The 14,473-nt window shown below is 47.1% G+C and carries 11 protein-coding genes; 9 read left to right on the forward strand and 2 right to left on the reverse strand.

Going from position 1 to position 14,473, the window contains the following annotated elements; genetic code table 11:
* Positions 1-6 precede the first annotated feature (6 nt).
* Entirely contained in the window at positions 7-765 is a 759-nt protein-coding gene (locus EFA47_RS04895; protein ID WP_122642239.1) for a Crp/Fnr family transcriptional regulator, read from the forward strand.
* Positions 766-859: 94 nt separating this feature from the next.
* A complete protein-coding gene (gene hcp, locus EFA47_RS04900; protein WP_206215511.1) occupies positions 860-2,455 on the forward strand; it encodes a hydroxylamine reductase in 1,596 nt (531 codons plus the stop codon).
* 190 nt (positions 2,456-2,645) lie between these two features.
* On the opposite strand, the gene EFA47_RS04905 is transcribed toward hcp, so the two are convergent.
* Positions 2,646-4,448 (reverse strand): DUF342 domain-containing protein, encoded by a 1,803-nt coding sequence (locus EFA47_RS04905; protein WP_122642240.1) that lies wholly within the window; start codon positions 4,446-4,448, stop codon positions 2,646-2,648.
* A 247-nt stretch (positions 4,449-4,695) separates the two neighbouring features.
* Between EFA47_RS04905 and EFA47_RS04910 the strand changes: the two genes are divergently transcribed.
* The gene (locus EFA47_RS04910) at positions 4,696-6,189 is read left to right on the forward strand and encodes an IMP dehydrogenase (protein WP_122642241.1); all 1,494 of its coding nucleotides are present in this window, start codon (positions 4,696-4,698) and stop codon (positions 6,187-6,189) included.
* A gap of 61 nt (positions 6,190-6,250) precedes the next feature.
* Here EFA47_RS04910 and EFA47_RS04915 read toward each other — a convergent pair whose 3' ends face one another.
* Positions 6,251-6,640, reverse strand: coding sequence for a desulfoferrodoxin family protein (locus tag EFA47_RS04915; RefSeq protein WP_122642242.1), 390 nt, complete (start codon positions 6,638-6,640; stop codon positions 6,251-6,253).
* 467 nt (positions 6,641-7,107) lie between these two features.
* On the opposite strand from EFA47_RS04915, the gene EFA47_RS04920 reads away from it, so the two are divergent.
* The 6 genes from EFA47_RS04920 to EFA47_RS04945 all read left to right on the forward strand — a co-directional run bounded on the left by EFA47_RS04920 (position 7,108) and on the right by EFA47_RS04945 (position 14,470).
* A complete protein-coding gene (locus tag EFA47_RS04920; protein ID WP_122642243.1) occupies positions 7,108-8,697 on the forward strand; it encodes a xylulokinase in 1,590 nt (529 codons plus the stop codon).
* 48 nt (positions 8,698-8,745) lie between these two features.
* Complete coding sequence (locus tag EFA47_RS04925) at positions 8,746-10,086, forward strand: MATE family efflux transporter (RefSeq protein ID WP_122642244.1); 1,341 nt, start codon at positions 8,746-8,748, stop codon at positions 10,084-10,086.
* Between the two features lie 255 nt (positions 10,087-10,341).
* Positions 10,342-10,572: a helix-turn-helix transcriptional regulator gene (locus tag EFA47_RS04930; protein ID WP_235853216.1), complete on the forward strand. Its 231-nt coding sequence runs from the start codon at positions 10,342-10,344 to the stop codon at positions 10,570-10,572.
* A 256-nt stretch (positions 10,573-10,828) separates the two neighbouring features.
* Positions 10,829-11,446 (forward strand): DedA family protein, encoded by a 618-nt coding sequence (locus EFA47_RS04935; protein WP_122642245.1) that lies wholly within the window; start codon positions 10,829-10,831, stop codon positions 11,444-11,446.
* A 411-nt stretch (positions 11,447-11,857) separates the two neighbouring features.
* Complete coding sequence (locus tag EFA47_RS04940) at positions 11,858-13,783, forward strand: MerR family transcriptional regulator (protein ID WP_122642246.1); 1,926 nt, start codon at positions 11,858-11,860, stop codon at positions 13,781-13,783.
* Positions 13,784-13,792: 9 nt separating this feature from the next.
* Positions 13,793-14,470: an ABC transporter ATP-binding protein gene (locus EFA47_RS04945; RefSeq protein ID WP_122642247.1), complete on the forward strand. Its 678-nt coding sequence runs from the start codon at positions 13,793-13,795 to the stop codon at positions 14,468-14,470.
* Positions 14,471-14,473 lie beyond the last annotated feature (3 nt).

A 14,473-nucleotide genomic window follows, 5' to 3' on the forward strand; every position in this document is an offset into this window, starting at 1 on the left:
AATATTTTGAAATTACAGGATTTACCCAAAGGAAATATAGCAGAATTTAAATATACAGGCTTGTATAAAGAGGCGGAGGCTGTCTTAAAGGGCAGCAGCCTGTGCAAAAATATGACGGATGAGGAAATATCCCGGATTCTCAGTAATCCTTGTAACCGGGTAAAGGTATATCAAAGAGGAAGTAAGATTTTTCAGGAGGCAGATATGCCTGAAAAAGTATATATATTGTTATCGGGATGCATCACGGTGGCAAAAGATACACTTTCCGGCAAACGTCTTATGCTTACACAAATTGATGAACCCGGCCAAATGTTCGGAGAAGTATATGTGTTTATGCAGAGGCCGTCATATGATATGTATGCAGAAGCCTCTGAAGAGTCCGCCGTGTTTGTGATGGACGGGCGTATGTTCTTTAAGGAGGATGGGGAGCAGGGGGCAGCGGGAAGCGGAGAAAGGGTATTCCATACCCTGAGGAATAACCTGCTGATTATTTTTGCAGAAAAAGCATATTTTATGAACCAGAAACTAAGGATCCTGGGAAGTACCAGTATCCGTGAAAAAGTGGTCCGTTATCTGATAGACAGGCAGGGACAGGATGGACGGATCAAAGCAGGGTTAATGCGGGAAGAGATGGCGGACTACCTGCATATACCCAGGCCATCCCTCTCCCGGGAATTGGGGAAAATGCAGGGGGAGGGTATTTTGAAATTGGAGCGGAGGGAAATTATAATTCTGGATCAAAAAAAATTAGAATTATATTTATAGTAATGTAACAAATGTTACTGAATATTATCTGGATTTTGTATATCATCTTTTTATCCCCTGGATGAACAGGGCATTAAATAGATGGAGGTATATTATGACAGATAAAATGTTTTGTTTTCAATGTGAGCAGACAGCAGGGTGCAGCGGCTGTACGGGCAACGCAGGAGTATGTGGAAAGAGCCATGAAGTGGCTAATCTTCAGGATGAGCTGACCGGCGCCCTGATTGGACTGGCAGCAGCCTGCGCGGGCAACCCCTATGGACGGACAGCGGTAAGCCTGATTGTGGAAGGATTATTTACCACAATCACAAATGTAAGTTTTGATAAAGCGTCAATTCTCAGGCTGCTGGGTGAGGTGCGGGAAGAAAAAGCCAAGATTGTACCTGGATGCAGCACATGCGCAGCCCGCTGCGGAAATACAGATGATTATGATATGAAAAATATTTGGGAAGCACAGGAGGATATACGTTCCCTGAAATCCTTGATTCTGTTTGGCGTCCGGGGCATGGCCGCGTATGCCTACCACGCCCAGGTACTGGGGTATGAGGATGAGGATGTCAACAACTTTTTTATAGAGGCGCTGGCCACCATTGCCTGTGAGATGGATATGGAGGACTTGCTTCCTGTTGTCCTTAAGACCGGTGAGATAAATCTGAAATGCATGGAACTTCTGGATAGGGCCAACACAGAGACATATGGCAATCCTGTGCCTACTAAAGTGCCATTGGATATTGAGAAGGGGCCATTTATTGTGATAAGCGGCCATGACTTATATGATTTAAAACAGCTTTTAGAGCAGACAAAGGACAAAGGGATCCATATTTATACCCACGGTGAGATGCTCCCCGCCCATGCATATCCTGAGCTAAAGAAATATCCTCATCTGAAAGGAAACTTTGGCACAGCATGGCAGAATCAGCAGAAAGAATTTGACAATATCCCCGGGGTTGTCCTGTTTACTACAAATTGCCTGATGCCCGTCCGCCCAAGTTATGCGGACAGGGTATTTACGACAGAAGTGGTGGCCTACCCTGAGATTGTGCATATAGGGCAGGATAAAGACTTTACCCCGGTGATTGAGAAGGCCCTTGAGCTGGGCGGCTATCCAGAGGGCAGAGAGATGACGGGGATCAATGGGGGCCATGAAGTGATGACAGGCTTTGCCCACAATGCAGTGCTTTCTGTGGCAGATAAAGTGATTGAGGCAGTAAAAGCGGGGGATATCAGCCGCTTCTTCCTGGTAGGAGGCTGCGACGGGGCCAGGACAGGGAGAAATTACTATACTGAGTTTGTGAAAGAGGCGCCTAAGGATTCCATTATCCTGACATTAGCCTGCGGCAAATATAGGTTTAATGATCTGGATTTGGGAGATATTAAAGGGATACCCAGACTGATGGACATGGGGCAGTGCAACGATGCATACAGTGCCATCCGCGTGGCATCTGCACTTGCCGAAGCGTTTGAGTGTTCAGTGAACGAACTTCCTCTGTCTATTATATTATCCTGGTATGAGCAGAAAGCGGTCTGTGTCCTGCTTACTCTTTTATATCTGGGAATTAAGAATATTTATCTGGGCCCTACACTGCCCGCCTTTGTCTCAGAAAATGTATTGAAATATTTAGTGGAACATTATCAGATATCTCCTGTGGGCAGCGCAAAGGAGGATCTGGCGGCAATACTTGGAAAATAGAAAAAAGATGGTACAATTCCCGCAGGCAGGGGGATATGTACAGGGATTTTTCAAGATATTTTTTCATGCCGGGGGGAATGATACTAAAATTCCCCCCGGCATGTTTTTTCTGGAATATAAAAATAGGATCCGTTTCATGGGATTGCCAAATGCTGAAATGGAAAAAAAGGCTTCTGCCTACCTGCATTTCCTAAAGCAGCAGGATAGACTCAGGCCCCATGCGGATTGTACGGTGCTTTGTCTCCTCGGTGATTGTATAGCTGTAATCCTGTATATAGATCTGTGTCACCGGGAAAATAGAGTTGGCGACTATTTTACAGTTGGCCACATCTGTCTTGCGTTCTGCAAATTCTTCAAGCTGTTTCTGCAGATGGGCCGCCTGCATGGCCAGAGTAGAGCGGTGGAGCCTGTAGTTGGCAGCATTCTGGAGCTTTTCAGGATCCCCGTTAGCCGTATTGGCAAAAAATTGGATCGTACGCTCTATTTCTTTCGTCTCCTTCTGGATCTTTTCCAGTATCAGCGCAATTTCTTCTTTTTGCTGCTGGATATAGGGCAGCTCCCCAATAATCAGGGTAGTCGGGCGCTCCGCGCGGCAACCTATAATGCCGGCATCAATAAGATTAGCGGCAACCAGCTTCCCTCCTATGATCGTCCCACGGCCGGATCGGACAATGATCTCATTGTCACTATAAATATAAGAAGAAATAATTGTACTTGCCCGTACATTTTCTCCGGCGTAGATAATGCTGTTTTCTATATACTCTGCCTGCACACTTCCCCCGGCCTTGATTACGGACTTATCGTCCCCCAGAATCCCATTGGCAATAATTACATCTCTTCCTGCCTCTAAAAGGGCGCCCTCTACGAGTCCCTCAACTGTGATTGTCCCGCTTGCGTGGACAATAAAATCCTCCAATATATTTCCAGATACATGCACATCACCCAGAAAATCAATATTGCCCACGTTAAAATCCACATCGCCATTGACAAAAAACACGGGTTTGACCTGGAATTTTCCACTTTCATAAACCAGGTGCCCATCCATGGCAGCAGTGATCTTGGTATTTTCTTCATCCAGGGATGTATTTTGTCCGGCCGTCAGTTTGGCGGGAGTACCGTTTTTGGCCGGGATGACGGTTCCCAGGACATCTATGCCGTCCTCCCCAAGAGTGGGGGGGATTGCCTCGCAGATAACATCCCCTGTGTGGATGATCTGGACATAGTTCTGGATCCTGTAGTCCACATTGCCCCGGTCAGTTGTCCCAAAAGTCTTTTCCAGGCTCCGGGGATATTTCTCCTCGACCCATCCATTAGTCCCTGGAATCATGGGCGTCCCGCTGGCGATAGGAATCAGCTTAAAATAAGGCTGTTTATCGATAATATAATCCAGTGACTCTTGAAATATGCCGGCGCTTACAGAGTAGGCCGTCAATGCGGCGTCAAGCTGGGCGCGCTGGAGAGGCCTGCCCTCACCGGAGGGAGGGAAAACAAAGGCCCAGGCGGCCATCCGCCTGTGCGCTACATAAATGGTGACCTCAGCGTCCACAGTGGGAGTGACACCCTCCTCATTGGGGCGGGTCAGCTGATGGTGGGTCTTGGCCCTGATTAGAAGCTGCATCTGGGCACGCTGCTTTTCTGATTCCAACTCCTCCGTTGTAAGAGGAAGAGTGACAGCATCGGATTTCTCCAGTATCAGCTCTAACTCGGGCATGAGCGGGCTGTTTCCCTCAGGGGCCTCTTCTGCCTCCCCATTTACAGCCATGTTCCATTCATACCACAGGGAAAAAAGCAGGCTGTTGGTTGGGACGCTGACTATTCCCCGGTTCTGGACTTCTGGGGCATCATCAGGCGACGAGGCGGAAAGTCCGGAGGTGGAAGGGATCTCCGGCTGCTCTTTAATAGGTTCAGGTTCTATATTCTTTTTTAGTATGGTTTCTTTTAAACGCTCAAACAGGCTGGTATTTTTGATAGGTTCCTTTTGCTTTTCGTCCATGATTTCCCCCTCTTACATCTGTACATTTGACAAGCTGTGTTACTAGATATGTATGCTGCAAAATAGATTTGAAATATACAAAATTATCATACCATGACAGACACAGCCTTAGCAAGAAACAATTAGAAAGCAGGCGCTGTGGCATTTCCCAGGAAAAGCAGGATAAAGATTGCTTTATCCTGGAGTTTATTATACTATTAAATCAAATAACATGAAGGACTGCATCAACCTTAAAAGGAGGATTAATATGGCATTTTATTATGAGGAACCATCCAGGACATTTAGTGAATATCTCTTAATACCGGGGTATTCTTCCGCACAATGTATACCCTCGGCGGTCAGCTTAAAGTCTCCGCTGGTCAGATATAAGAAAGGGGAGGAACCCTCCATCTCTGTGAATATCCCCATGGTATCTGCAATCATGCAGTCAGTTTCCGACGACAGGCTGGCGGTTGCCCTGGCTCAGGAGGGCGGGCTTTCCTTTATTTATGGATCCCAGGCCATTGAGAGCCAGGCTGAGATGATCCGGAAAGTGAAAAGATACCGGGCGGGGTTTGTGGTCAGTGACTCCAATGTATCCCCGGAGATGACCCTCAAGGACGTGCTCGCCATTACGGAAAAGACAGGCCATTCTACAGTGGCGGTGACACAGGACGGGAGGCCCGGGGGGAAGCTGCTGGGGATTGTGACAAATAAAGATTACAGAGTCAGCCGTATGGGACTGGATACGAAAGTCAGCGATTTTATGACCAGGCTGGAGGATCTGGTGTATGCTTATGAGGACACTACATTGAAGGAGGCCAATGATATTATATGGGAACATAAAATCAACTGCCTTCCCCTGGTCAATAAACGGCAGGAGCTTGTGTACCTTGTATTCAGGAAGGATTATGATACCCATAAGAAGAACGAGCATGAGCTGATAGACGGGTCAAAAAGATATATGGCCGGTGCAGGCATCAACACAAGGGATTATGAGGAGCGTGTCCCCGCTCTCTTGGAGGCAGGCGCGGATGTACTGTGCATAGACAGCTCAGAAGGGTTTTCAGAATGGCAGAAAATCACCATAGACTATATCAGGAAGAACTATGGGGACAGTGTAAAAGTGGGAGCCGGAAATGTGGTGGACGCAGAAGGGTTCAGGTTTTTGGCTGAGGCAGGCGCTGACTTTGTGAAGGTAGGGATCGGAGGCGGGGCAATCTGTATTACCCGTGAGCAAAAAGGGATTGGAAGAGGACAGGCTACAGCCTTGATTGAGGTGGCCAGGGCCAGGGATGAGTATTTTCAGGAAACTGGTATCTATGTCCCCATTTGTTCAGACGGCGGGATTGTCCATGACTACCATATTACGCTGGCGCTTGCCATGGGCGCTGATTTTATTATGCTGGGAAGATATTTTGCAAGATTTGATGAAAGTCCGACGAAAAGAGTCAATGTCAATGGAAGTTATATGAAGGAGTACTGGGGCGAGGGGAGCGCCAGGGCAAGAAACTGGCAGAGATATGATATGGGGGGAGATAAGAAGCTGTCCTTTGAGGAGGGGGTAGATTCTTTTGTGCCCTATGCAGGGAGCCTGAAAGATAATGTGGGCCTGACTCTGAGCAAGGTAAGGTCTACCATGTGTAACTGTGGTGTCCTTACAATTCCAGAGCTGCAGAAGAAAGCGAAAATCACACTGGTGTCCTCCACAAGTATTGTTGAGGGAGGGGCCCATGACGTCCTTTTGAGGGACAAACGATAGCAGCAATGAGAAAAGGTATGCCGCCTAATCTTTCAGGATCTGGCGGCATGCCTTTCTGTCCCTAAAATTCTGTTTTCCAGAAACCGTGGAGGTTGCAGTATGCATATGCAGCCACAGGCTTGTCATTATCTGCAAGCATAAATACAGCTTCAGGAGCCTGGTCTGATGCAAGGCAGACTCTCTGGCATCCTTTTTCGGTCTGAAGATAGACCCATTCAATACTGTGTTCCTCAGTCATTGGGTGGAAAACACTTCCCACCTTGACAGTGACTGTATTGCCATTTTGTTCAATGACCGGAAGATGTTTTTCCTGGGCGCCGTCGGAGGTGTTGGCATGAAGCTCCTCCATGGGGGCGCCGCAGCAGGAAAAGCCTCCCCTGTCCCCGCAGATTTCCTCGATAATTACATGGCATTTAGCACATGCGTAAAAAGCTGGTTTTTTGTGTGACATAACAGAATCCTCCATTAAATTATTTCTTAAAAATGAGTTGATAATTGCTGTGCAGATGCGGCCGTACCAACTGGTTGGAATCATCCCCAGAGAGGGCAGCCGCGCTGGCACGTTGGATGATAAAATGTATTCCGAATTAGTATGGCTGAAAGAAAAAAAATTATACCAGATTGAACATTAGTAGTTCAATCAGTGTGCCCGAAGGGGCAGGGATTTTGGGGGTGCCCTGTGGATATTCATAGGTACCTATTCTGCCGGGTTTCTGCTAATTCATATTTTGGGAATATTAACGGTTGTATAAAATACAGGAACAGGATAAAATAGAACTAAGGTGTGTTTGAGATTGTTGGAATAAATGCTCAGGCACACTCCATGTAAGGCCCGCCTGGAAGCTGCGGCACAAAGGCCTGGAATGGAGTATTTCAGAAGTATTATATGTTAAGGATCAGGAGAGGAGTTTTGACGCTATGGAAACAAAAGAAATCATTGCAGAAGGAAAGACCTCGCTGGGGATTGAGTTTGGTTCTACAAGAATCAAGGCAGTGCTTGTTGACGGGGCAGGTAAAGTGTTGGCGTCCGGCAGCCATGACTGGGAAAACCAGTATGTGGACGATATCTGGACATACAGCCTGGATGCAGTCTGGACAGGCCTTCAGGACTGTTACCGTGATTTGGCGAAGGACGTAAAGAATACATATGGGGTTGTACTTGATACAATTGGCGCCATTGGGTTCAGCGGTATGATGCATGGGTATCTTCCCTTTGACAAGGACGACGAGCTGCTGGCTGAGTTCCGTACATGGAGGAACAATATTACAGGGCCTGCATCGGAGAAGCTTACGGAGGTGTTTAAGTATAATATCCCCCAGCGCTGGAGCATTGCACATTTGTACCAGGCGATCCTGAATCAGGAGGATCATGTGAAGGATGTAGCTTTCTTTACGACTCTTGCAGGATATGTACACTGGAAGCTGACAGGGAGAAAGGTGCTTGGGATTGGGGAGGCCTCTGGCATGTTCCCCATTGACGTGGAGAAGAAAGACTTTAACCAGAATATGATTGCACAGTTTGATGAGCTGGTGGCGGACCGAGGTTACTCTTGGAAACTGGGCAGCTTACTTCCGAAGGTGCTGACAGCAGGGGAGGATGCAGGCGTCCTCAGCGAAGAAGGCGCTAAGCTGCTTGATGTGACAGGCACGCTGAAAGCGGGAATCCCTGTCTGCCCCCCGGAAAGTGACGGCGGCACGGGTATGGTGGCCACTAACAGTGTGGCGAAACGTACGGCCAATGTATCGGCGGGCACGTCTGTTTTTGCCATGGTTGTGTTGGAAAAGGAACTGTCCAGAGTCTATCCAGAGATAGATCTTGTCACTACACCTGCCGGGGATCTTGTGGCAATGGTACACTCAAACAACTGCACTTCTGATTTGAATGCATGGGTGAACTTATTTAAAGAATTTTCAGAGGCCATGGGTATGGAGACGGATATGAATAAGTTGTTCGGCACCCTGTATAATAAGGCTCTGGAGGGAGACCCGGACTGCGGCGGACTTTTGTCATACTGCTATTTTTCAGGCGAGCATATTACTGGATTTGAAAAAGGCTGCCCTATGTTTGTGCGGACACCGGAAAGTAAGTTTACTCTGGCGAATTTTATGCGTTCCCACTTGTTCACCTGTTTAGGTGCGCTGAGGATGGGGATGGAGATCCTTTACGATGATGGGGTCGAACTGGATCAGATCCTGGGACACGGGGGACTTTTTAAGACGGAAGGCGTAGGGCAGAGAGTGATGGCCGCCGCAACGAAGGTACCAGTGTCCGTCATGGAGACGGCGGGAGAAGGGGGTGCCTGGGGAATCGCCCTTCTGGCTTCTTATATGAAGGATAAGGAAGAAGGGGAGCCATTGGATGCCTACCTCGCAAATAAAATATTCGCAGGAGAAAAATCTGTTACACTGAATCCAGATGAGAGAGACATGGACGGATTTGAGAAGTTTATGGGCAGGTATAAAGCAGGACTTCCTATTGAGAGAGCGGCTGTGGATATCATGGGATAAACAGGCCAGGCTTATGCAATCATCAAATACATTTTATGGGAGGATGTAATGAACCAGGATTTTACGGAGGGGAATATAAGAGGGGCTCTGGTTCGGTTCGCCTTGCCTATGATGGCGGGGGATTTACTGCAGCAGCTATATAATGTGGCGGATACCCTGATTGTAGGGCAGGTTTTGGGCAAGGAGGCCTTGGCGGCAGTCGGGGCCTCCTATACACTTATGACATTTCTGACCTCTATTTTGATTGGTCTTTGCATGGGGAGCGGGGTAGAGTTTTCCCTTTGTTTTGGAAAAAAAGATATGGAAGGCATGAAGAATGGAGTGTTTATGTCTTTTGTGCTGATAGGCGGGGTAACGGCGGGACTTACCCTGCTTTCTTTTGGCGGAATCGACCTGATACTGAAGTTTATGCAGGTTCCAGGAGATACATATGGACTGATGAGGGAATATTTGTGGGTGATCTTCTGGGGCATAACCGCTTCATTTTTATATAACTTCTTTGCCGCGTGGCTGCGGTCAATAGGCAATTCAGCTATACCGCTTATATTTTTGGGAATATCGGCAGTTATGAATATCGGACTGGATTTGTACTTTGTGATCGGGTTAGGTTGGGGAGTCGGCGGGGCGGCCCTGGCAACTGTAATGTCCCAGTATGCAGCGGGGATCGGGATTTGTGTATATACACTGCTGCGTTTTCCAAAGATGAGATTGAAAAAAAGGCACTTCAGATGGAGAAAGGCTGTACTGCGGGAAATTTTTCAACTGTCTTTCCTCACGTGTATCCAGCAGTCTGTTATGAATTTTGGGATCCTCATGGTGCAGGGACTGGTGAATAGCTTTGGAACTGTGGTAATGGCGGCATTTTCTGCGGCGGTGAAGATTGATTCTTTTGCCTATATGCCCGTACAGGATTTTGGCAATGCATTTTCTACTTTTGTAGCTCAAAACCATGGTGCGGGCAAGCAGGAAAGGATACGGGACGGCATACGGAATGCGGTACAGCTCACGTTTATTTTCTGCCTGATAATTTCTCTGCTTGTGTGGATATTTGCCAGACAGCTCATGCTTTTATTTGTAAAGCCCTGGGAGACAGAAATTCTGTCAGTGGGAGTGTCGTATCTCAGGATTGAGGGGAGCTTTTACTGCCTGATAGGGTTCTTGTTTTTGTTCTATGGCTTTTACAGGGCCGTGAAGCGCCCTGGGATGTCAGTGGTCCTTACTGTACTCTCCCTGGGGAGCCGGGTCCTGCTGGCCTATACGCTGTCAGCAGTCCCAGGAATCGGTGTGAATGGGATATGGGCGGCAGTGCCCTTGGGGTGGATGCTGGCCGATGCAGTGGGATATATATATTTGCGCCGGAGGTTTTTGGCCTGTTCTGCGGGGAGGTGACAAAGGGGCGGCATATGCGGCAGAAGCCTGAAAATATTGCTGAATATTTCCGGTCTCAGCCTTTTGGCTTATGATTTGAAAATATAAAGTTTTAGTTATTTTTCTTCTGCACAGCATATAAAATATATATCTTACGCATAGTATGCGAAGTGTTACTATTTTGAAACGATTAGCGACAGACAAATTCTTAGAATATAGAAAATGTTATTATAATCATACTTCTTTATCAATGCGCGAAAGATGAGGTTCAGAGGTATGATGGATAACAATACTATAGGGAGAAATTTAAGGCGGTTAAGAAAAACGAACCGCCTGACTCAAGAGCAGCTGGCTAAGAAACTAAACATAACAAGGCAGACTTTATCAAATTATGAGACAGGGAAAAGACTTCCTGATATTTATGGATTGATTACTGTGGCGGATATTTTCGGTGTATCGGTTGATGAAATTATAGGAAGAGACAAAAAACATTGGTTCAGGTATTAATTTGATATTTAAAACAAAGCGGCCACTGGCTTGTATAAGCAATAATCCATTTATATTTATCCGCAAATCGCTTAGATACACAGTATCTTAAATCCCATATATATTATATTAAAACTAAATGTCTCAGGGGCAGAATGTATTTTCCATATAAACCCCATGGTTTGGAATGTTCCCGGCGTAAAATTAACGGTAAAGAGAATGATTCAGAGAGTACTGCATATACTTGTGTTACAGAACAGACAGGAGATGAAAGTATATGCAGGAGATGATAGTTCAGATTATGGACCAGTTTGGCTATCTGGGGATTTGTTTTCTGATTGCTGTTGAAAATATTTTTCCTCCCATCCCCTCTGAAGTCATATTGACTTTTGGTGGATTTATGACAACTTATACAAGGCTGACAGTGGCTGGAGTCGTGGTTTTTTCCACATTGGGTTCTTCTATCGGGGCGTTAGTCTTATATTGGGCGGGGACCGGCCTGACCCCGGACCGTCTTGACAGCGTGCTTAACAGCAGGCTTTGCAGGATATTGGGGTTTGAAAAAGAGGATATTGAAAAAAGCATCCAATGGTTTGACAGGCAGGGGAAGAAGGCCGTTTTGTTTGGCAGATGTATTCCTATAATCAGGAGCCTTGTCTCCATACCGGCGGGCATGGCCCAAATCCCTCTTCCTGTATTCATGTTTTATACGGTTATAGGAAGTACTGTGTGGAATATTATCCTTGTATCACTGGGAGCCGTTTTAGGGGCGTCCTGGGAGACAGTTCTTATCTATGTAGGAAAATACTCTGCATTTATAAAGGCGGCCCTGGTTGCGGCTGCGCTGTACTTTGTAGTCCGGGTTGTCAGAAGAAAATTTAAAAAAGAGAGATAAGAATGGATACCGCCTGAAGAATTTTTGTTCCATTGTAAAGGGATGTACTTTCTGTGGAATAAATCAATGGGGCCATTGCAGACAGATGGGTGATCATCTAAGGGGCAATGGCCTCATTTTATATTCAGGAAGCTTATGGAGGAGTAAGCATTTATTTCCGCCGGGAACGGGCCAAGGGGACATGCTTATATGTCCATTTTGCGGCTGCCGCCTGGGCCTGATACCCCGATGCCTGCACCGCTGCTAGTTTGATGCCCCGTATGCCTGCATAGGGGTCTTTAACTATGCTGAAAACTGGCAGATTATCCTGAAATCAGGTGTCAGATTAAGAAATGAACGGTATTTATACTTGACTGTAAACCTGCTATATACTTTAAAATAACCATGAAAAGCCAGGAGGGAGGTGTATGTTTGAATACAAAACAGGTAGAAGAGCTGACCGGCATATCCAGACAGAATATACGCTATTATGAACGGCAGGGGTTACTGGAACCGGCCAGAGAAGATAAAAATGCATACAGGGATTATTCGCAGGAGGACGTGCGCAGGCTGAAGCTGATTAAAATGCTGCGCCTGCTGGATATGCCTTTAAAGGAAATTGAAAATGTACTAAATGGGCAGGTTCCCTTAAAAGAGGCTGTTGTTATCCAGCGGGAGAGCCTGCTGGCCCAACAAAAGCAGCTTCAGGCTGCTGTGGAAGTATGTACGAGTATCTACAGGGAAAAAACAGAGAATGTAGATGTGGATACCTATCTTGGGAAAATGGAAAATATGTCCCAAAATGGAGGAGTATTTGCCAGAATTGTGGATGATTACAAGCAGGTGGCGCTGGATGAACAGAGCCGGCAGATTTCTTTCTATACGGTGCAGGCTGTAAACACACCGGGAGAATTTGAGGAAGAGCTTAAAAAATATGCGGCAAGGCAGGGGATGAAGTTTCAAATGATCAAGCCGGGGATGTACCCGGAATTTTCTTTGGACCAGATTCCTTATACTGGCGCCCGGATCCTCAAAGAGGAAGGGACAGGCCGGGCCTCTGCACAGATTGTCTGTATCCGGGAGAGCCGCGAGGAGCTTAAAAAAGAGATATCTAAGGGAAGGCGCCAGGTATACCAGGGGGTGAATACTGTATCGGCAAATATCAGGAGGCACCGTGTAAAAAGTGCGCTCAATATAGCCGTCAGCTTTTTGACAGCCATAGTGCTAATTTTGTACATGGGAAACCTGGCGGGGGCCAAGGAACAGCTGCATAAACTTCCAGATGCATTAAAAGTTTCCGGGCAGGTGTGGAATCTATGCGGGGAAATGAAGAATGGTTTGTTTATACAGCCACAGATGCTGGAAAAGGTATATGAGACATCCCATATTGAAGCACTGGCTGAGACAGCAGAGCTTTTGGGTGTGATTCAAGATGGGGGCGGCAAAGATGAGGAGGAGGAAAAAAATCTTCAGTTTCTTGGAGTGAACCGCCTGGACTGTATTGATGGGTTTGAGGAGGCGGCAATTACATGGGCTGATGGATGGGATTGGGAAAAGTTCCAGGAGGCGCCGGGCGTGTGTATTGTAAATAAAGATCTTGCAGATAAAAAAGGCATTGGCCAGCAGGAGAAGCTATTGTTCTCCCTGGGAAGGTATAAACAAGCATTATCGGGCGTGACCCTCCAATGGGAGCCGCTTCAGCCGGCGGAAATGGAAGTCGTGGGCGTGACAGACTTTGCAGAAGTGGACCCAGATATGATCCTCCCGGACGCCCTGCTTCCCCTTGCGTATGTAAAGGAAATCTTTGAGGAGAATGATAAAACGTATTTTGCGTCATCCCTGTCCTTCACTGTGAAGGATCCTATGGAGCTTAATGCATTAAAAGAAGAAATGAAGGAGGCAGGCTTTCAGTCTGTAATCCAAGGCTCACCTTCATCCTATATGGGCGTGGGATTGAGAATTGAGGATACGGTATTTATTGAAACAGCATTGAACCTGGAAAAGAATCTTTCTTTATTAGAAGGATTCCTGCCATTTATACTCTTGGTAACAGCTATGATAGGCTACATTGTCCCCCATCTGCTTGTCCAGGGACGCCGTGAAGAGTATGCGATTATGAGGGCCCTGGGTGCGGGCCGGAAGAAGTGCAATATTCTGCTCTTTGCGGAACACTGTCTGCTCTTTGCGGCGGGAAGTGCGGCAGGCGCTGTTATTGGGATATTATTCAAGGCAGTGGGGCCTGTTCAGGGAGCGGCCATTTGGATAATATTTATGGGCTGTTATGCTCTTGGAGCGGCGGCAGCCATATGGATGTTTGGGAAATTCAGTGTTGCGGCTGTGTTATCACACAGGGATTGAGAGGCATATATGGAACGAATTAAAGTAGAGGAAGTCAGCTATTCTTATCAGAATAAATATCAGACAATTGAGGCGGTGAAGAAGGTATCTTGTGTGTTTGAGGAAGGGTGCCTGTACGCGATTACAGGAGAGTCAGGGAGCGGGAAAAGTACATTTTTGTCTCTTCTGGCAGGACTGGACTGCCCATGCACAGGTACTATAACCGTGGATGGAGAGGATCTGGCAAAGATAGACAGGGATAAGTACAGGCAGGAGAAAGCCGCCGTGGTGTACCAGGCGTTTCATTTGTTCCCATTGCTGACAGCATGGGAAAATGTGATGTATCCCCTGGAGCTGCGGGGCGTACGCCGCAGGGAAGCCAGGGAAAAGGCAAGGGAGTGTATCCAGGCAGCTGGACTGGGGGAGAAGATACTTAACCAGTACCCGAAGATGATGAGCGGAGGTGAACAGCAGCGGGTGGCAATAGCCAGGGCCATGGCGGCAGGCGGTAAAATACTGTTGGCAGACGAGCCCACGGGGAATCTGGATACAGAAAATGAAGAAAGGATTGTAGAACTTTTGCTTGACCTGGCCCGCCTGCAGAATTATGTGGTGATTCTGGTGACACATAATCCTGAGATTGCCCGGAGGGCAGATGTGCGCATGACCATGAAGGACGGGGAAATGACGGCAATTGAAAAGCAGTGAGGT

Source organism: Luxibacter massiliensis (assembly GCF_900604355.1).
Lineage (GTDB): Bacteria > Bacillota > Clostridia > Lachnospirales > Lachnospiraceae > Luxibacter > Luxibacter massiliensis.